The organism is Azospirillum rugosum (assembly GCF_017876155.1).
GTDB classification, from domain to species: domain Bacteria; phylum Pseudomonadota; class Alphaproteobacteria; order Azospirillales; family Azospirillaceae; genus Azospirillum; species Azospirillum rugosum.
On the sequence record NZ_JAGINP010000025.1, the window covers coordinates 23,672 to 42,722 of the forward strand.

General features: G+C 68.3%; 18 protein-coding genes. 11 read left to right on the forward strand and 7 right to left on the reverse strand.

Features of this window, described 5'->3' with window-relative positions:
* The first annotated feature begins 63 nt into the window (after nucleotides 1–63).
* The gene (locus J2851_RS28115; protein WP_209770503.1) at nucleotides 64–627 is read left to right on the forward strand and encodes a TspO/MBR family protein; all 564 of its coding nucleotides are present in this window, start codon (nucleotides 64–66) and stop codon (nucleotides 625–627) included.
* A gap of 3 nt (nucleotides 628–630) precedes the next feature.
* Here J2851_RS28115 and J2851_RS28120 read toward each other — a convergent pair whose 3' ends face one another.
* On the reverse strand, nucleotides 631–1,665 hold the full coding sequence (locus J2851_RS28120; RefSeq protein ID WP_209770505.1) for a lysine-2,3-aminomutase-like protein: 1,035 nt from the start codon (nucleotides 1,663–1,665) through the stop codon (nucleotides 631–633).
* Nucleotides 1,666–1,728: 63 nt separating this feature from the next.
* On the opposite strand from J2851_RS28120, the gene J2851_RS28125 reads away from it, so the two are divergent.
* The 6 genes from J2851_RS28125 (at nucleotide 1,729) to J2851_RS28150 (ending at nucleotide 7,548) form a co-directional block, all read left to right on the forward strand.
* Entirely contained in the window at nucleotides 1,729–2,487 is a 759-nt protein-coding gene (locus tag J2851_RS28125) for a glycerophosphoryl diester phosphodiesterase (RefSeq protein WP_209770507.1), read from the forward strand.
* Between the two features lie 221 nt (nucleotides 2,488–2,708).
* A complete protein-coding gene (locus J2851_RS28130) occupies nucleotides 2,709–4,106 on the forward strand; it encodes an NAD(P)H-dependent flavin oxidoreductase (protein ID WP_209770509.1) in 1,398 nt (465 codons plus the stop codon).
* A gap of 196 nt (nucleotides 4,107–4,302) precedes the next feature.
* Nucleotides 4,303–4,734 (forward strand): iron response transcriptional regulator IrrA, encoded by a 432-nt coding sequence (gene irrA / locus J2851_RS28135; protein WP_209770511.1) that lies wholly within the window; start codon nucleotides 4,303–4,305, stop codon nucleotides 4,732–4,734.
* 192 nt (nucleotides 4,735–4,926) lie between these two features.
* On the forward strand, nucleotides 4,927–5,340 hold the full coding sequence (locus J2851_RS28140) for a rubrerythrin family protein (protein ID WP_209770512.1): 414 nt from the start codon (nucleotides 4,927–4,929) through the stop codon (nucleotides 5,338–5,340).
* A 247-nt stretch (nucleotides 5,341–5,587) separates the two neighbouring features.
* Nucleotides 5,588–6,943, forward strand: coding sequence for a heterodisulfide reductase-related iron-sulfur binding cluster (locus J2851_RS28145; RefSeq protein WP_209770514.1), 1,356 nt, complete (start codon nucleotides 5,588–5,590; stop codon nucleotides 6,941–6,943).
* An 11-nt stretch (nucleotides 6,944–6,954) separates the two neighbouring features.
* The gene (locus tag J2851_RS28150; protein ID WP_209770516.1) at nucleotides 6,955–7,548 is read left to right on the forward strand and encodes a DUF3501 family protein; all 594 of its coding nucleotides are present in this window, start codon (nucleotides 6,955–6,957) and stop codon (nucleotides 7,546–7,548) included.
* Nucleotides 7,549–7,656: 108 nt separating this feature from the next.
* Here the strand turns inward: J2851_RS28150 and J2851_RS28155 are convergent, their stop codons facing one another.
* Nucleotides 7,657–8,238, reverse strand: coding sequence for an SH3 domain-containing protein (locus J2851_RS28155; protein ID WP_307420730.1), 582 nt, complete (start codon nucleotides 8,236–8,238; stop codon nucleotides 7,657–7,659).
* Nucleotides 8,239–8,465: 227 nt separating this feature from the next.
* On the opposite strand from J2851_RS28155, the gene J2851_RS28160 reads away from it, so the two are divergent.
* A complete protein-coding gene (locus J2851_RS28160; RefSeq protein ID WP_209770517.1) occupies nucleotides 8,466–9,455 on the forward strand; it encodes a 2-hydroxyacid dehydrogenase in 990 nt (329 codons plus the stop codon).
* 98 nt (nucleotides 9,456–9,553) lie between these two features.
* Here J2851_RS28160 and J2851_RS28165 read toward each other — a convergent pair whose 3' ends face one another.
* The gene (locus J2851_RS28165) at nucleotides 9,554–10,108 is read right to left on the reverse strand and encodes a Uma2 family endonuclease (protein ID WP_209770518.1); all 555 of its coding nucleotides are present in this window, start codon (nucleotides 10,106–10,108) and stop codon (nucleotides 9,554–9,556) included.
* Between the two features lie 41 nt (nucleotides 10,109–10,149).
* A complete protein-coding gene (locus J2851_RS28170) occupies nucleotides 10,150–12,843 on the reverse strand; it encodes a bifunctional acetate--CoA ligase family protein/GNAT family N-acetyltransferase (RefSeq protein ID WP_209770519.1) in 2,694 nt (897 codons plus the stop codon).
* A gap of 312 nt (nucleotides 12,844–13,155) precedes the next feature.
* Here J2851_RS28170 and J2851_RS28175 point away from each other — a divergent pair, with 312 nt between their 5' ends.
* Together J2851_RS28175 and J2851_RS28180 are read left to right on the forward strand one after the other, a co-directional pair.
* Entirely contained in the window at nucleotides 13,156–14,097 is a 942-nt protein-coding gene (locus tag J2851_RS28175) for an L-lactate dehydrogenase (RefSeq protein WP_209770520.1), read from the forward strand.
* 340 nt (nucleotides 14,098–14,437) lie between these two features.
* The gene (locus J2851_RS28180) at nucleotides 14,438–14,884 is read left to right on the forward strand and encodes a hypothetical protein (RefSeq protein WP_209770521.1); all 447 of its coding nucleotides are present in this window, start codon (nucleotides 14,438–14,440) and stop codon (nucleotides 14,882–14,884) included.
* Nucleotides 14,885–15,012: 128 nt separating this feature from the next.
* On the opposite strand, the gene J2851_RS28185 is transcribed toward J2851_RS28180, so the two are convergent.
* Both J2851_RS28185 and ppa read right to left on the reverse strand, forming a co-directional pair.
* Entirely contained in the window at nucleotides 15,013–15,513 is a 501-nt protein-coding gene (locus J2851_RS28185) for an O-acetyl-ADP-ribose deacetylase (RefSeq protein WP_209770522.1), read from the reverse strand.
* Between the two features lie 42 nt (nucleotides 15,514–15,555).
* Entirely contained in the window at nucleotides 15,556–16,113 is a 558-nt protein-coding gene (gene ppa / locus J2851_RS28190; protein WP_209770523.1) for an inorganic diphosphatase, read from the reverse strand.
* Nucleotides 16,114–16,266: 153 nt separating this feature from the next.
* Here ppa and J2851_RS28195 point away from each other — a divergent pair, with 153 nt between their 5' ends.
* Nucleotides 16,267–18,111 carry an extracellular solute-binding protein gene (locus tag J2851_RS28195; RefSeq protein ID WP_209770525.1) on the forward strand — a complete coding sequence of 615 codons (1,845 nt, stop codon included), beginning with the start codon at nucleotides 16,267–16,269 and terminating at the stop codon, nucleotides 18,109–18,111.
* Between the two features lie 180 nt (nucleotides 18,112–18,291).
* Here J2851_RS28195 and J2851_RS28200 read toward each other — a convergent pair whose 3' ends face one another.
* A complete protein-coding gene (locus J2851_RS28200; protein ID WP_209770527.1) occupies nucleotides 18,292–18,975 on the reverse strand; it encodes a cytidylate kinase-like family protein in 684 nt (227 codons plus the stop codon).
* Nucleotides 18,976–19,051: the final 76 nt, after the last annotated feature.

Here is a 19,051-nt window from a genome sequence, read left to right on the forward strand (position 1 = left end):
TGTTCCTGACGGCGGCGTCGTGTCGCGCTTGATCGCAAGCGCGGCCATTCCATCTGGTTGGGCATGAGCTGGAACGCCGCCCCTGGCCAAACGCCCGATCCGTCTTTCGCACCCACCGACCCCGGCCGCCTGCCGTTCCGGGTGCGCTGGTGGCACGCGCTGATCTTCTGGGTTCTCGCCAACCTCTACGGCTTCTTCGAACGGGGAGGGGACCCGTTCCCCGGCTACCAGAAATCCTCGCTCCAGCCGCCGGGCTGGGCCTTCCCGGTGGTCTGGTTCACCATCAGCCTGATCCAGCTGTGGGGCGACGTGCGGCTGCTCAACACGCCGCGGACGATCCAGTACCGCGGCTCGCTGATCGGGTTGCAAGGGGCGTTGTGGCTTCTCTACGGCAGCTTCAACTTCGCCTATTTCACGCTGGGCAGCCCGATCCTGGCGGCGGCCTGGACCATCTCCTACTTCATCATCGCGGGTTTCAGCATCGCCTTCGTCTGGAAGGACGACCGGCTGATCGCGGCAAGCTGGGTGCCGCTGGTGCTGTGGACCGGCTTCGCGTCCGTGGTCGCGGTGCATGGCGTGCTGCTGAACCCCGACCCGCTGTTCGGCACGCCGGCCTATCTGGGCTGAGCGTCAGCCCCGGTACCGGTGCGTCGCCCCGGTGAAATCCTCCACCGTGTAACCGCCGTCTTCGTCCGGCCGCACCCAGCCCTCCGCCGCGGGGGCCTTGCCGTGCCCGCCGGGGATGTCCAGCACGTAGGTCGGCTGGCAGAGGCCGGAGACGCGCCCGCGCAGCCCCTTCACCAGCGCCCGCCCCTCGGCCAGCGTCGGGCGGAAGTGGCTGGTGCCGGCGGCAAGGTCGGGATGGTGCAGGTAATAAGGTTTGATCCGGTTGCGCACCAACCCGCGGAACAGCGCCTCCAGCGCCGCCGCGTCGTCGTTGACGCCCTTCAGCAGCACCGTCTGGCCGAGCAGCGGAATGCCCGCCTCCACCAGCCGTGCCACGGCGCCGCGCGCCTCCGCCGTCAGCTCGTCCGCGTGGTTGACGTGCACGGCGATCCAGGTCGCCACGTCCGGCGCGGTCAGCGCCTCCACCAGCTCCGCCGTCACGCGGGCCGGGTCGGCGACGGGGATGCGGGTGTGCAGCCGCACCACCCCGACATGGGGGATGGCCGACAGGGCCTGCACGATGTGGGTCAGCCGGCGCGGCGACAGCAGCAGGGGGTCGCCGCCGGTGACCACCACCTCCCACACCTCTGGATGCTCCCGCACGTACGCCAGCGCCGCGTCCAGCTCGTCCGGCGACAGGGCCTCCCCGCCGGGGCCGACCATCTCGCGGCGGAAGCAGAAGCGGCAATAGACCGCGCAGGCGTGCAGCGGCTTCAGCAGGACCCGGTCCGGGTAGCGGTGGACGATGCCCTTCACCGGGCTGCGCGCCACGTCGCCGATGGGGTCGGCGCGCTCCTCCGGCGCGGTGTACGCCTCCTCCGCGCTCGGCACGTACTGGGCGTACAGCGGGTCGCCGGGGGACGTACCCTCCAGTTTCTCCAGCAGGTACGGGGTCAGCGCGACGGCGTAGCGGCCGGCCACGTCGGCGACCGCCGCGCCCGCCTCGGGCGTCATCAGCCCGGCATCCACCAGATCGGAGACGCTGTGCGCAGCCTTCATCGCATCTTCCCGAAAGGGCATTCCATCCTATAGTAGGGGCTCGCTCTTACTCCCGCAGGCCCCATGCTGTCGACTCTTCCCCGCCTCATCGGTCACCGCGGCGCCAAGGAAAGCGCGCCGGAGAACACGCTCGCCAGCCTTCGCGAGGCCGCCCGCCAGGGCGCCCGCTGGGTGGAGGTGGACGTCATGCTGACGCGCGACCACCAGCCGGTGCTGATCCACGACGACACGCTGAACCGCACCACCAGCGGCTTCGGCCCGGTCCCCGACCTGACCCTGGCGGAGCTGAAGCGGCTCGACGCCGGCTCCTGGTTCGATCCCCGTTTCGCCAGCGAAACGGTTCCGACGCTGGAGGAGGCGCTGGCCCTGATCGCCGACCTCGGCCTCGGCCTGAACCTGGAGATCAAGCCCTACCCCGGCCAGGACGTGCCCACGGCGGAGATCGCCATCGCCACGCTGAAGCGCCTGTGGCCCCCCGACCGGCCGCTGCTCCTCTCCAGCTTCGAGGTGCCCTGCCTGGAGGTGGCGCGCGATCTGGCGCCGGACATCCCCCGCGGCTACCTGCTGTGGGAACCGCCCGCCGACTGGGCGGCCATCGCCGACCGGGTGGGGGCCGCCACGCTCAACGTCCACCAGGACCGCCAGACGGCGGAGAGCGTCGCCGCCTACCGCGCCACCGGCCGGCCGGTTCTGGCCTACACGGTCAACGACCCGCAACGCGCGCAAACGCTGTTCGGCTGGGGTGTCGCCGCCGTCTTCACCGACGCGCCGGGCCGCCTCGCCGCGTCCCTGGGCAACGGCGCGGCGGAGGAAAATCCCTAACCCATGAGAAAACGACATGACGCATAGGGAAATGGCTCTGTGGCAGATTTTTTTCTAACTCCGCGAATCCGCTCGTCCGCACGGAAATTTCCTCATATATAGATCGCTCGTGGCGGCAGGACCGTCGGGAGTAGACCTCCCGGCGGGGTTTTTCGTCGTCCGGCAGGTCATGTTTCCTGGGTGCCCGGCGTGAGGGCGCTCGTTCGGTTTTGGAGGTTTCGTTGAAGGCGCTTAAGCCGTTGCTGATGTCTGGCCGGGAGGTTCTGCCGCTCGTCGAGGGTGGCAAGGGAATTGCCGTCTCCAACGGGGAAAGCTCCGGCGCCTGGGCGGCGGCCGGGGGCATCGGGACGTTCTCCGGCGTGAACGCCGACAGCTACGACGCGGACGGCAACCTCCTGCCGCAGGTCTACCACGGCAAGACCCGGCGGGAGCGCCACGACGAGCTGATCCGCTACGGCATCGAAGGCGGCATCGCGCAGGCCCGCATCGCGCACGAGGCGTCGAACGGCCAGGGCCGCATCCACATGAACGTCCTGTGGGAGATGGGTGGGGCGGAGCACATCCTGCACGGCGTGCTGGAAGGCTCCCAGGGCCTGATCCACGGCGTCACCTGCGGCGCCGGCATGCCCTACCGCGTGGCCGAGATCGCGGTGCGCCACGGCGTCCACTACTACCCGATCGTCTCCTCGGCGCGCGCCTTCCGCGCGCTGTGGCTGCGCGCCTACCACAAGTTCCGCGACAACCTGGGCGGCGTGGTCTACGAGGACCCGTGGCTGGCCGGCGGCCACAACGGCCTGTCCAACTCCGAGGACCCGCAGAAGCCGGAGGATCCGTTCCCCCGCGTCCTGGCCCTGCGCCAGATGCTGAACAGCTTCGGCCTGAACGACACGCCCATCGTCATGGCGGGCGGCGTCTGGTGGCTGTCGGACTGGGAAGACTGGATCGACAACCCCGACCTGGGCCCGGTCGCCTTCCAGTTCGGCACGCGCCCGCTGCTGACCCAGGAAAGCCCGATCTCCATGGCGTGGAAGCGCCGGCTGCTGACGCTGAAGGAAGGCGACGTCTTCCTGAACCGCTTCTCGCCGACCGGCTTCTACTCCTCCGCGGTCAAGAACCCGTTCCTGATGGACCTGATGGCCCGGTCGGAACGCCAGGTCGCCTACCTGCCGAAGCCGGTGGGCGAGCATTCGGCGGAGCTGCCGCTGGGCCCCCGCGGCCGTCCGGTCTACGTCACCGCGACGGACAAGGTCCGGGCGGAGGGCTGGATCGCCGAGGGCTTCACCACCGGGCTGAAGACCCCGGACAGCACGGTCGTCTTCGTGACCCCGGCGCAGGCGGAGACCATCCACCGCGACCAGGTGGACTGCATGGGCTGCCTGTCGGCCTGCAACTTCTCCAACTGGGCGCAGAACGAGGAAGGCACCACCGGCAAGCGCGCCGACCCGCGGTCCTACTGCATCCAGAAGACGCTCCAGGCCGTCAGCCACACCGACGACTGCGAGCACCAGCTGATGTTCGCCGGGCACAACGCCTTCCGCTTCGGCAGCGACCCCTACTACAAGGACGGCTTCATCCCCACGGTGAAGCAGCTGGTCGAGCGGATCGCCACCGGCTTCTGACCGCCGGGCGGCAGGATCGCAAGGCGGCAAGCGGGCAATGAAGGCGGTATTTCGCGGGCATTCCGCGCAACCGCCTTGCTCCGCGAGCTGAAATCGTTCTAAAGTGATCGGACTGCGGCGGTTCGTCGCAGTCCGTTTCGTTTTTGGTGGCCGAACGCCCGACCACGACGCCCGATCACGACGAACGCAGACCAGAATGACCGGCATCCGTCCTTACAAGCGCGCCCTCGACCGCCTGCAGACCGCGGGCTTCCGTCCGACCCGCCAGCGCCTGGGCCTCGCCCGGCTGCTGTTCGAGGGCGAACACCGGCATGTGACGGCGGAGCAGCTGCACACGGAGGCGATGGGCACCGACCTGCGCGTGTCGCTCGCCACCGTCTACAACACGCTGAACCAGTTCACCGCCGCCGGCCTGCTGCGCGAGGTGGTGGTGGAGTCCGGCAAGTCCTACTTCGACACCAACACCGCCGACCACCATCACTTCTTCCTGGAAGGCACCGGCCGGCTGGAGGACATCGCGGCGGACGACATCGTCGTGCAGAACCTGCCGCAGCCGCCGAAGGGCACGCGGGTGGCCCGTGTGGACGTCATCGTCCGCCTGGCGGAGGACGACGGCGAGGCCGCGTAAGGCACGTTCCGGGCACCGCGAACACCTCTCATCATCATTTCGGCGCCAAAGCCCTGCCAATGGTTTTAGAGCCGTTCTAAAACATTGACGAGGCACCCCCGTCGGTGGCATAAGCCAAAGGCTATGCTCGGCCGCCTGAGGCCACATGCCCGCGCGCGACCGGGCCAGACAAACCGTCTGGAGGGAACCGCCATGTCGCTTAAGGGCACCAAGACCGAAGAAAACCTGAAGGCCGCCTTCGCCGGCGAGAGCCAGGCCAACCGCCGCTACCTCTATTTCGCCCAGAAGGCCGACGTCGAAGGCTACAACGACGTCGCCGCCGTCTTCCGCTCCACGGCGGAGGGCGAGACCGGCCACGCCCACGGCCACCTGGAATTCCTGGAAGAGGTCGGCGACCCGGCCACCGGCCTGCCGATCGGCGAAACCTCGGCCAACCTGAAGGCCGCCATCGCCGGCGAGACCCACGAATACACCGACATGTACCCGGGCATGGCCCGCACCGCCCGCGACGAGGGCTTCGACGAGGTCGCGGACTGGTTCGAAACGCTGGCCAAAGCCGAAAAGAGCCACGCCGGCCGCTTCCAGAAGGCGCTGGACCAGCTGTAACGCCGTTGGTGGGTGCTGATGGTGGGAGGGATTTTCACCACGAAGACACAAAGGACACAAAGATTGTCACAAAGGGCGTTCGGCATGCTTGGGCGCCCCGAAAAGCCGGAACGTCTTAGTGAAATTCTTTGTGTCTTAGTGTCTTTGTGGTGAATCCCCCGCCACCGCGACACCTTTCCGACGCGCGAACACCGAACGAACGAAAACGGCCGGCAACGAACCGGCTTCCCAGGGAGGGATCACGCCCATGCGCGAAGGCAGCCTGGAGGCGCCCGTCCGGCATCCGCTCGACTGGCGAAATCCGGACTTCTATGACGAGGCCAAGCTCGACGCCGAAATGCGCCGGGTCTTCGAGATCTGCCACGGCTGCCGCCGCTGCTTCAATCTGTGCGACAGCTTTCCGCGCCTGTTCGACCTCGTAGACAATGCCGGCGACGCCGAGGTGCACGGCGTGGAGTCCAAGGACTTCAAGCCGGTCGTGGACGCCTGCACGCTCTGCGACATGTGCTTCATGACCAAATGCCCCTACGTGCCGCCGCACGAATGGGCGCTGGACTTCCCGCACCTGATGGTCCGCTACCGCGCGGTGGAGGCGAAGAAGGCGGGCGTGCCCTTCGCGTTGAAGCAGCTGACCCAGACCGACCGCAACGGCAAGCTCGCGGGGGCCGTCGCGCCGCTCGCCAACTGGGCCTCGGACGAGAAGAACACGCTGACCCGTCCGCTGCTGGAAAAGGTCGCCGACGTCCATCGGGAGGCGCACCTGCCGAAGTTCCACGGCAAGACCTTCGCCATGCGCGCCAAGGCGGAACCGGCGCCCGCCAACACCGCCGCCCCGGCCTACGGCAAGCGCAAGGCGGTGCTCTACGCCACCTGCTTCGCCAACTACAACAACCCGGCCATCGGCATGGCCGCGCGCGCGATCCTCGCCAAGAACGGCGTGGAGACGGAGGTCGTCTACCCCTCCTGCTGCGGCATGCCCCAGCTGGAGCAGGGCGACCTGGAGAAGGTGGACCGCAACGCCGCCCGCGTGGCGACCGCGCTGGCGCCCTGGATCGCGAAGGGCTACGACGTGGTCGCCCTGGTGCCCAGCTGCGCCCTGATGCTGAAGATGGAATGGCCGCTGATCGTGCCGAAGGACTCAGCCCACCGCCGGGCGGTGGAGGACTTGGCCCAGGCCACCTACGACGTCAGCGAATACATCGTGGACATCGCCCGCAAGGACGGACTGGCGGAGGGCTTGCAGCCGCTCCCCGGCGGGGTCGCGCTGCACATCGCCTGCCACGCCCGCGCCCAGAACATGGGGCAGAAGGCGACGGAGATGCTGCGCCTGATCCCGCAGGCCGACCTGAAGGTGATCGAGCGCTGCTCCGGCCACGGCGGCTCCTGGGGCGTCCTGACGGAGAATTTCCCGACCGCGCTGAAGGTCGGCAAGCCGGTGGCGAACCAGGCGTCCAAGGCGGGCAAGGCCTTCCTCGCGTCGGAATGCCCCATCGCCGGCCCGCACATCATGCAGGGCATGGAACGGCTGAACGGCGAAGGGCCGCTGCCGGAGCATCTGCACCCCATCGAAATCTTCGCCCGCGCCTACGGCATTACCGTGTGAGGAAAACTCCCATGACCGCGCGCAAGACCGAGATCACCCGCGCCGACATCATCACGCTCGACCAGTACGGCCGGGAGCGCGCCGCGCGCCGCAAGGCGCTGGTGGCGGTGAAGAAGAACCGCCGCGTGCCGGTCGGCCCGTATGCCACCTTCTATTTCGAGAGCTACGACACGATGTGGCAGCAGATCCACGAGATGCTGTTCATCGAGAAGGGCGGGGAGGAGCAGATCGCCGACGAGTTGCGCGCCTACAACCCCCTGATCCCGAAGGGGCGGGAGCTGGTCGCCACGGTGATGTTCGAGATCGACGACCCCGCGCGCCGCGCCCTGGAACTCGGCCGGCTGGGCGGGGTGGAGGAGGCGATGACGCTGCGCTTCGCCGGCCACACCGTGACGGGGCGCCCGGAAGGCGACGTGGAGCGCACCAACGAGGCCGGCAAGACCTCCTCCGTCCACTTCCTGCATTTCGACTTCACGCCCGACCAGGTCGCCGCCTTCCGCGACCCCGGCACCCAGGTGATCGTCGGCATCCATCACCCCAACTACGGCCACATGGCGATCATGCCGGACGCGGTGCGGGCAGAGCTGGCGGGGGATTTCGCTTAGAAAAACCTTCCCGTCGGGGAGCGGTAAGATCACCACAGAGACGCGGAGGCACAGAGAGCGTTTTCTCTGTGCCTCCGTGTCTCTGTGGTGAAATTGCTCCCGTTGCGGCTACTCGATCTTCTCGTCCTTGTAGGCGCCCCAGAACTCGGCGCGCTGGACCCAGCCGCGGTAGCCCTTCAGGTCCACCTCGCACCAGTCGCCCTGGCACTTGCGCAGCCAGCCGATCACGCCGGGCTGGGCGCGGGCGACCACGGTGGCGTCGCTGCGCGGCTCCTTGCGGACGGCGCGGACCTCGCCGGTGACGACGATGCTGCGCTTGCCGGACAGCATGCTCTGGTGCACCCAGCCCTCGCTGCCTTCCCAGTCGCGGATGCGGCGCCAGGTGTCGAATTCCTGGGTGATCTCGACCGGCATCTCCTTGCGCGTGAACACCCATTCGATCGGGTAGCGCACGTTGGGGCCGGTGCGCGCGTTCACCTCGCCGGAGCGCAGCGAGACGAAGCGCGGGATCGGCAGGCCGGAGGCGTGGGTCGGGTCCTTCTCGCGGCGGCCCTCGGCGGCCGTCACGCCGCTTGGACCACTGCCAAGGACGGTGACGGCCAGCGCCAGGACGGCGAGCGTGCGGCGGAGGGCAGACGTCGTCGGCAGCACCGGCAACCCCGTGCAGGAAAAGGTCGAGGGAAGCGCCACCGGGACCCCGGCAAGGCTCCGGATACCGACGGCAGGGGCACTATAGTTAGGGGTAGTTGCCCGGGGCAAGGGCAAGGAACCGCTTCGGCCACCCTGTCGCGCCTTGTCACACCCCGTGGTCAACTCTGTTCACCGGGATCGTCACTGCCATCTGGACAGCGTCCCACCCGCTTGATACGACAGGAAATGATCCGGGCAGGGACCCGGACAGGGGGAGGCAACGCCTGATGACCGAAAAGAAGAAGCCGATCGTCGTCGTGACCCGCAAGCTGCCCGACGTCGTCGAGACGCGGATGATGGAGCTGTTCGACGCGCGGCTGAACTCGGACGACGCGCCCCTGACGCACGCCCAGCTGATCGAGGCCGCGCAGGTCGCCGACGTGCTGGTCCCCACGGTGACCGACCGCATCGACGGCGACATCATCGAGAAAGCCGGGCCGCAGCTCCGCCTGATCGCCTCCTTCGGCACGGGCGTCGACCACATCGACCTGAAGGCGGCCCGCGCCCGCGGCATCACCGTCACCAACACGCCGGGCGTCCTGACCGAGGACACGGCCGACATGACCATGGCGCTGCTGCTGGCCGTCGCCCGCCGCCTGGCGGAGGGGGAGCGGCTGGTCCGCTCCGGCCAGTGGAAGGGCTGGGGGCCGACGACGATGCTCGGCCACCGCATCTGGGGCAAGCGGCTGGGCATCCTCGGCATGGGCCGCATCGGCCAGGCTCTGGCGCGCCGGGCGCGCGCCTTCGGCATGTCGATCCACTACCACAACCGCCGCCGCGTCTACCCCGACGTGGAGAAGGAGCTGGAGGCGACCTACTGGGAGAGCCTGGACCAGATGCTGGCGCGCATGGACGTGGTGTCCATCAACTGCCCGCACACCCCGGCCACCTACCATCTGCTGTCGGAACGCCGGCTGAAGCTGCTGCGCCCGCACTGCTACATCGTCAACACCTCGCGCGGCGAGGTCATCGACGAGACGGCCCTGACCAAGATGCTGTCCAAGGGCGAGATCGCCGGCGCCGGCCTCGACGTGTTCGAGCATGAGCCGGCGGTGAACCCGAAGCTGCTGCGGCTGGACAACGTCGTCCTGCTGCCGCACATGGGCTCCGCCACCATCGAGGGCCGCATCGACATGGGCGAGAAGGTCATCATCAACATCAAGACCTTCGTCGACGGCCACGCCCCGCCCGACCGCGTGATCGAAACGCTGCTCTGACCAAACCGTAGGTTGGGTGGAGCGCAGCGCAACCCAACAGGCCTCCCACGCCGGGGATGTCGGGTTGCGCTGCGCTCCACCCGACCTACGAGGTGCCTTTAGAGGATCCCCTCGTACAGGGCGGCCATCGGGATCTCGATGCCTACGGAGGCGAAGCGCAGCGTGCCGCCGCCGATGATGTCGCGGACCACCCAGCTCTGCTCGTCCTCGCGGTGCCACAGTTCGGCGCGGCAGCGGGTCGAGTCGAGCAGCAGGATCTCCTGCACCGACGGGATCTCGCGGTAGACCGCCAGCTTGCGGCCACGGTCATGCTCGGCCGTGGAGGGCGACAGGATCTCGACGATCACGACCGGATCGACGGTCCCCGGTTTGGTCGAGGTGGGCCCGCAGCCGACGGCCACGTCGGCCTGGAACCAAGCGTCGTCGCGATCCGGCAGCCGGATTCCCGCCTCGACCCGCGCACGGCAGGGCGGGCGCAGGCGCTTCCCGAACTCCACAACGACGTTGGCGGCGATCAGGGCGTGCGCGTCCGATGGCGGCGCCATGGCGACCGGCTCTCCGCCGATCAGCTCATAGCGCGTGTCGGTCCCGTCGTCCCAGACGAGGAACTCCTCCACGGTCATCGGTCGGCGCGCCGGCTCGGTCATGCCCATGAGTATGGCCCTTTCCCCGCATGGTTCCAAGAGAAGGGCGGCTACTTCGCCCCGCCGATGCCGCCGCCCAGCTCGATGCGCACCTCGACCACACCCGGCTCGTCCAGGTTCTCCTTGCGGATGAAGCCCAGCGCCCGGCACATGCCCAGCATGCTGGTGTTCTCGCGCAGCACCTCGCCGTAGACCTCCTTGATGCCGCGCGACCGCGCGTAGTCCAGGATCTTGTTCATCAGCTGGTAGCCGAGGCCCTGGCCCTTCATGTCGGAGCGCACCATCACCGCGTATTCGGCCCGCAGGTTGTCGGGGTCGGCGGTGATGCGGACGACGCCGTACATGATCGTTTCGCCGGTCTCCGGGTCCGGTCCGACGGCGACCAGCCCCATCTCGCGGTCGTAGTCGATCTGGGTCAGGCGGGCGGCGGCCTGGTGCGACAGGCGCTTCAGCGGCGCGAAGAAGCGCAGGCGCAGGTCCTCCGGCGTCTGGTTGGCGACCATGTGGTGCACCAGCGGCTCGTCCTCCGGCAGGATCGGGCGGACGAAGAAGTTGCGGCCGTCCTTGATGGTGATGCGGTCCTCCAGCCCCTTCGGATAGGGGCGGATGGCCAGCCGCCGGGCGCCGGGCAGGGCCGGCACGCCGACCTTGATGCGCGCGTCCAGCGCCATCACGCCGTCCGAGTCGGCCAGCAGCGGGTTGATGTCCAGCTCGGCGATCTCCGGGAAGTCGACGATCAGCTGCGACACCTTGTTCAGCGTCAGCGCCACCGCCTCCAGGTCCACGGCGGCGCGCGAGCGGTAGCCCTGCAACTGCTTCCAGATGCGCGTGCGGCCCATCAGCTCCGTCGCCAGCTTCATGTTCAGCGGCGGCAAGGCCAGCGCATAGTCCTCCACCACCTCCACGCCGATGCCGCCCTCGCCGAACAGCAGGACGGGGCCGAACAGCTCGTTCTCCGTCATGCCGACGATCAGCTCGTAGGCGTCGGGGCGGACGGCCATCTCCTGCACGGTGAAGCCCTCGATGCGCGCGCCGGGGACGGCCTCGCGCACGCGGGCCAGCATGGCCTCGGCCTCCGCCCGCACCTCGTCCGGGTCGGTCAGGTGCAGGGTCACGCCGCCCACGTCCGACTTGTGGGTGACGTCCGGCGACAGGATCTTCAGCGCCAGCGGCCCGCCGATCATGGCGGCGCAGCGCGCGGCCTCCTCCGGCGTCTCGGCGCAGCGGGTGTCCACCACCGGCACGCCGTAGGCCGCCAGCACGCGCTTGGCCTCATACTCGGTCAGCCACTCCCGCTGCTCGGCGATGGCGCGGGAGATGATCTTGCGCACGCCGATGTCGTCGGGCTGGAAATCCTGCGGCACCGACGGCGGGGTTTCCATCAGCAGCTCCTGGTTCCGGCGGTATTCCACCAGATGCAGGAAGGCGCGCACCGCGTGGCTGGGCGTGTCGTAGGTGGGGATGCGGCTGGCGGCGAACAGCTTGCGCGCCTCCACCGCCGTGTGGTCGCCGACCCAGCTGGTCAGCACCGGGTGCTTGCGCGCCTTGTTGGCGACCATCGTCTCCACCACCGCCTGGGCGGCGGCCAGGCTGTCGGTCGTCGCGGTGGGGCAGTTCAGCACCAGCACGGCGTCGTTGCCGTGGTCCTGCAACAGGGCGTTCAGCGCGTCGGCGTAGCGCTTGGGCGGGGAATCGCCGCCGATGCGCAGCGGGTTGCGCAGGGTGCAGCCGGCCCCCAGCGCCTTCTCCAGCGCCTCCTGCGTCTCATGCGCGAACTGGGCGAGCCGGCCGCCGGCCAGGATCAGGCTGTCGGTCGCCATCACGCCCATGCCGCCGCCGTTGGTCAGGATGGCCAGGCGGGAGCCGGTGATCGGCACGCCGGTGGCGAGCGTCCCCACCGCGTCGAACAGCTCGTCCAGGTCGGTCACGCGCAGGATGCCGGCGCGGCGGAAGGCGGCGTCGTAGACGGCGTCCGACACGGCCAGCGACCCGGTGTGCGAGGCCGACGCCTCCAGCGCCTCCTCCGTGCGGCCGGCCTTGATGACGATGACCGGCTTCTGGCGGGCGGCGGAGCGCGCCGCCGACATGAACTTCCGCGCGTCGGAGATGCTCTCGATGTACAGCAGGATGGCCCGCACCGTGGCGTCGCCGGCCAGATAGTCCAGCAGGTCGCCGAAATCGACGTCGGCCTTGTCGCCCATGGAGATCAGGTGCGAGAAGCCGATGCCGCGCGCCGTCGCCCAGTCGGCGATGGAGGTCACGACCATCGACGACTGCGCCACCAGCGCCACGTCGCCCTTCTTCGGCGTCACGTGGCCGAAGCTGGCGTTCAGCCCGCGCCCCGGCACCATGATGCCCAGGCTGTTCGGCCCCAGCACGCGCATCAGGTGCGGCTTGGCCGCCTCGCGCAGCGTCTGCACCTGGTCCTTGCTGAAGCCGCTGGAGATGACGATGGCCGCCTTGGTGCCGCGCTTGCCCAGCGCCTCGATGGTGGCCGGCACGGTGTTGGCCGGCGTGCAGATCACCGCCAGGTCCGGCGTGATCGGCAGGTCGTCCACCGTCTTGTATGTCAGCACGCCCTCGACCGCGCGTTCCGACGGGTTCACCGGCATGATCGGGCCGTCGAACCCGGTGTTGAACAGGTTGCGCGCCACCACGGCACCGATGGTGTTGGCCTTGCGGGTCGCCCCGATCAGCGCGATGGAGGTGGGCTTGAACAGGTGGTCGAGGTTGCGAACGGTCATGACCGGATCCGGGCTTGGTCTCTGATGGGCCGAAGAGTGGACCGACGGGGCCTTCAACACGCCTAAGGCGAACGGGGCTTGCGACGGAGTCCAGCAAACAGCGGTAGTATGGCAATCAAACGGCGGGAACGCGACCGATCGCCGCTCATGCTGCGCTGCAAAATATTCGATGGTATTACCTTTGTACAGGCGCCCTTTGTCGCGCCCCTGTCGAGCCTCCGCTCCAAGCGCCGCACGCGGGGCCTTGAGTCCGGCACCGGATGGCCCCACCCTGAAGGGGCACGCGGGACGAGCAAGAGGGGGACGGGTGCCATGAAGGTGGGTGTCGTCGGGGCCGGCGCGGTGGGGGCCACCGCCGCCTTCGCCATGGTGATGAGCGGTTCGGCCAGCGAGGTCGTGCTGGTGGACGCCAACGAAAAGCTGGCGGCGGCCCAGGCGCAGGACATTGCCCACGCAGTGCCCTTCGCCCGCGCGGTGCAGGTGCGCAACGGCCCCTACAGCGAGTTGGCCGGGGCGGGCGTGGTGGTGCTGTCGGCCGGCGTCGCGCAGCGGCCGGGGGAGACGCGCCTGCAACTGCTGGAGCGCAACGCCGCCGTCTTCGGCGCGGTGATCCCCGCGGCGCTGGCCGCGGCGCCCGACGCGATCCTGCTGGTGGCGACCAACCCGGTGGACGTGATGACGCAGGTGGCGACCCGCATCTCCGGCCTGCCGCGCTCGCGCGTCATCGGCTCCGGCACCGTGCTGGACACCGCGCGCTTCCGCGCGCTCTTGGCGGCGAAGCTCTGCGTCACGCCGAAGTCGGTGCACGCCCATGTGGTGGGGGAGCACGGCGATTCGGAGGTCCTGCTCTGGTCCGGCGCCACCGTGGCCGGCGTGCCCGTGGACCGCTGCGCCGACCAGCTCGGCCACCCGCTGACGGCGGAGGACCGCGCCGCCATCGACGAGGGCGTGCGCCGCGCCGCCTACCGCATCATCGACGGCAAGGGCCACACCGCCTTCGGCATCGGCGGCGGCCTGTCCCGCATCGTCGCGGCCATCGCCGGCAACGAACAGGCGGTGCTGACCTGCTCCGTCCTGAACGACGACGTGCTGGGCGTCCCGGACGTCGCCCTGTCCCTGCCGCGCGTGGTCGGCCGCTCCGGCGTGCTGAGCACCATCATGCCGGACTTCTCCGCCGTGGAAGCGGCTGCGCTGAAGCGGAGTGCGGAGATTTTGAAGGAGGCGGCGACGTCGGTGGAAGCGTCGCTGTCGTGACGTCCGGGGTGTCGATCCTTGTCGGGCAACAGGGTTTCCACGGATTTCACGGATTTCCGCACGGATGACACGGATTTTGGTTTGCCAGTGACCCTGAAGGTGGTCGCACTGGGCCCCCACCCTAACCCTCCCCCACCTTCGGCAGGGGAGGGAACTGCCGCCGCTCCGTGACCAAACCCCTCCCCCCGCGAAGTGGGGGGAGGTTGGGAGGGGGGCCCAACGCGGGAGCTTTCTTCTGCAACCCGAACGCCAATGCGCAAATGCCGCAGTCTCACCGGATTGCACCGACGCATAGGCCCGCTTATGAAGCGTCGTAGGACCCACTGGAGTGAACCGGGCGATGCTGCGCGCGCTGGCTGTGATAATGGTAGCGCTTTTCGCCAATAACGCGTTTGCTTATTATGACGCTCCCAACAGGGAGGCGTATCTGGGGCACATCCTCTGCATGCGGGCGATGGTCTTGTCTCTGGATGTGTTTCTCGATGCCTGCCAGCCGGACTCCGACGAGAGCATTCGGGCAAACATCAAACGCAGCATTGAGATCATCGACGACTTCACGTCGGAGACGTTCGGGATTTCTAGGGAAAGCCTTGTGCCGAGCAGGGCACTCTTGAATTCCGAGTTCAAGAAATTACAAAGTACGACAGGTGGCGAGAGTTTTCGGAATTTTTGCAAAAACAGAATGAGTGAGCTTAATAGTAACGGCATTTTGGGGAAGGCGTCTCAACAGATCACAAAAGAAGATCTGATTTCTCTTTCCAACGTCACCATGTCGGCATGCTTTTAGAGTGGCGAGTTGGGTTGCGCTGGCGCTTCACCCAACCTACGAAGACATCAATAAACAAAAATCTGTATCATCCGTGCTCAAATCCGCGAAATCCGTGTAAAACCAGTTCGCCCGCAAAAATCCAACCCCTACACCAGCGCCCGGTAAATCCCCGCCGTCTCCGCATCGAACACCACGAACCGCACCTCTTCGATCGCGTCGTCTATCGCCAACTCATCCCGCACCACCGCCACCGCGATCTCCGCGGCGCGTTGCTTGGGGAAGCCGTAGATGCCGGTGCTGATGGCCGGGAAGGCGAGCGTCCGGATCCCGTGCCGGCGGGCCAAGGCCAGCGCCGAGCGGTAGCAGCTCTCCAGAAGCCGTTCCTCGTCCGAACCGCCGCCGTGCCACACGGGCCCGACGCAGTGGATGATGTGCGGGGCGGGCAGGTTGTAGCCCCGCGACAGGCGGCAGTCGCCCGTGGGGCAACCGCCGATCCCGTCCAGTTCGCGTTGCAGGTCCGGCCCCGCGGCGCGGTGGATCGCCCCGTCAACGCCGCCGCCGGCCTTCAGGGCGGCGTTGGCGGCGTTGACGATGGCGTCCACCGTCTGGCGGGTGATGTCGCCCTCGACGACGCGGATCCGGTCCATGCAACCTCGTCCTGCTTTACAAGTCGATCAAACCAAGCCCGATCAGACGACGGGGCCCGGCTGGCCCTTGGTGGCGGCGGCGGCGCGCTCCATGCCTTCCTGGATCTTCTTGGCGGCTTCCTGCTCGTCGCCCCAGCGCAGGATCTTGACCCACTTGCCCTTCTCCAGGTCCTTGTAGTGCTGGAAGAAGTGGGCGATCTGCTCGGTGGTGATCTCCGGCAGGTCCTTGTAGGACTTCACGTTGCTGTAGAACGGGTGCAGCTTGTCGACCGGAACGGCCAGCAGCTTCTCGTCCTCGCCGCCCTCGTCCTCCATGTACAGCACGCCGATCGGGCGCGAGCGCAGGACGGCGCCCGGGATGACCGAATGGCGGCCGACCACGCAGACGTCCACCGGGTCGCCGTCGCCGGACAGGGTGTGCGGGATGAAGCCGTAGTTGCAGGGGTAGTACATGGCCGTGTGCAGGAAGCGGTCGACGAACATCGCGCCCGACTCCTTGTCGATCTCGTACTTCACCGGCTCGCCGCGCAACGGGATCTCGATGACCACGTTCACGTCCCACGGGGCGTTCTTGCCGACCGGAACCTTGCTGAGATCCATGGAAACTATCCTTCGACTGCAATAGCGGAATGCGCGGGATTGGATTGAGGACGTCGGCCGTACCTCCCGACGCCGCGCGCGCGGAGTTTAGGCAGAAGCGGGCATAAGTCAAAGACACTTGCGCGGGTGCGTCAAAGGGACGAGCCTCATGGAATGCGTCCAACCCTTCTTTCGCTGCTTTTTCTCGCCATTGTCTCCCTGCCGGTCCAGGCCGAAACGGTGTCTGGGGGGAGTGGTCACACCACTTCGGACCCCGATCATGGAATCGTCACGCACGGGATCGCCATGCACGGCGACCTCGCCCTGCCGCCGGGCTTCGCTCATTTCGGCTACGTCAACCCGGACGCGCCCAAAGGGGGCGTGCTGCGGCAGGCGGTCACCGGCGGCTTCGACACCCTGAACCCGCATGTGGTGAAGGGGGTTCCCGCCCTGGGGCTCGGTTTCGTGTTCGAGACGATGCTGGTCCGCTCCTGGGACGAGCCATTCTCCCTCTACGGCCTGCTGGCCGAAAGCCTGGAGGTGCCGGAGGACCGCGGCGCGGCCACCTTCCACCTGAACCCGGCCGCGCGCTGGCACGACGGCACGCCGGTGACGGCCGCCGACGTTCTCTTTTCCCTGGAGGTGCAGCGGGTCCACGGCACGCCCAACCGCCGCCAGTTCTACGCCAAGGTCGCAACCGCCGAGGCTCCGGACGACCGCACCGTGCGCTTCACCTTTTCCCCCAACCCCGACGGCACGCTCGACCGCGAGATGCCGCTGCTGATGGGGCTGATGCCGATCCATTCGAAGGCCTGGTGGGCGGGCAAGGAGTTCGAGCGGACGACGCTGGACCCGCCCATGGGCAGCGGCCCCTACCGCGTGGCCCTGGTCGATGCCGGCCGGCGCATCGTGTACGAGCGGGTGCGCGACTATTGGGGCCGCGACCTGCCGACCCGGCGCGGGCTGTTCAACGTCGACGCCCTGGATTTCACCTATTACCGCGACGACACCGTGGCGCTGGAGGCCTTCAAGGCGGGGGAGGGCGACGTGCGGCGCGAGTCGGACCCCGGCAAATGGGCCACCGGCTACGACGGCCCGGCCCTGCGCGACGGCCGCATCGTCCTGGAGGAACTGCCGCACCACCGGCCGGAGTTCGCCCGCGGCCTGATCTTCAACACGCGCCGGCCGCTGTTCCAGGACGTCCGCGTCCGGCAAGCGCTGGGCCTCGCCACCGACTTCGCCTGGATCGGCAAGACGCTGTTCCACGGCGCGCTGCTCCGCACGGCGAGCCACTATCCCAACTCCGAACTGGCGGCGGTGGGGGTGCCATCCGGCCGCGAACTCGCCGTCCTGGAGCCCTTCCGCGACCGGCTGCCGCCGTCGCTCTTCACCCAGCCCTTCGCCCTGCCGCAGAGCGATGGGACCGGCCCGGCCGGCGCCCGCGCCAACCTGCGCGAGGCCCTGCGGCTGCTGGGGGAGGCGGGCTGGCGCGTCCGCGACGGGCGGCTGGTGAACGCGGCGGGCCAGCCCTTCGCCTTCGAGATCCTGCTGGGCACCCCCGCCGACGAGCGGGTGGCGCTGGAGTTCGCCCGCTCCCTGGAACGGCTGGGCATCGCCGCGTCGGTGCGGGCGGTGGACAACGCGCAGTACCAGGCGCGGCTGGACAATTTCGATTTCGACATGACCGTGCGCTGGTGGGTGTCCACCCTCTCGCCGGGCAACGAGCAGCTCTACTACTATGGCTCGGCCGCCGCGGACCAGCCCGGCAGCCGCAACCTCGCCGGCATCCGCGACCCGGTGGTGGACGCCATCGCCGCCTCCATCGCCGAGGCCCGCACCCGCGACGACCTCGTCGCCCGCGTCCGCGCGCTCGACCGCGTGCTGCTGTGGGGGCACTACATGGTGCCGCTGTTCCACAGCCCGGTGGACCGCATGGCCCGCTGGTCCCGCCTGAAACGCCCGGCGGTGACGCCTTTGTACGGCCCGCTCATCGAGTCGTGGTGGGTGGAGGAGCGGTGAGGAAACTGCTCATTCTTCACGGATTTCGCGGATTTGGGCGCGGATTTTCGGGATTTTTTGATTTGGCGTGCCGACGCTCGGGCCATTCGAGAAAGCCGGCGATCAGCAAGCAAAATCATCCATGAAATCCGTGTAAAAATCCGCGCAATCCGTGAAAACGGAGCACACCCCCGAGAATCCTTACCTCTGCTCCCCATGCGCCCGGTAGCCCTGCACGATCAGGTCGGCCACGGCGTCCAGGCTGACGAAGTGGTCGGTGTTGACGATCAGGTCGTATTGCAGCGGGTCGTTGTTGGTGACCTTGAAGGTCTCCTTGAAGAACTTGGCGCGGGTGGTGTTGACCTTGCGCAGCTCGGCCAGCATCGCCTCCACCTTGTCCGCGTCGCCGCCGGCCAGCCGCCGGGCGCAGACCTCGTCGGAGCCGACGATCCGCACGCGGAAACACCGCGCCCCGCGCAGCAGCAGGTGCGCGCCGCGCCCGACGATCACGCCGCCGCGGAAGGCGATGCCGTTGACCACGCGGGTCAGCAGCTGCTGGTACTCCGACAGCGGGTCGTGCAGCCCCATCAGGCTGGCGTAGAGGAACATGCCGGCGCGCTCCGGCAGCTTTTCGTCCAGCTGCCGCATCAGGGCGGGGTCGGACTTGGCCGCCGCCACCACGGCGTCGAGAATTTCCTTGTCGAAGCAGGGGACCTCCAGCGCCGCCGCCACCTTCGGCGCGATGACGTCGCCGCCCGCGCCGTGGTCGCGCGCGATGGTGACGACGGGGGGCGGCTTCTCCAGCGCGCCGCTGTGCGGGCGGTGCGGGTGAAGCTGGTCGGTCTGGACGTAGGTGAGGAGCGCCTGGAATTCGTCGCGGGCCATGGGCAGCCTCCGCTTCCGGTTGCGACACCATTCAGTGTCCGGCTCCCGCAACGTCCGGTCAAGCGCGCCCAAGGGG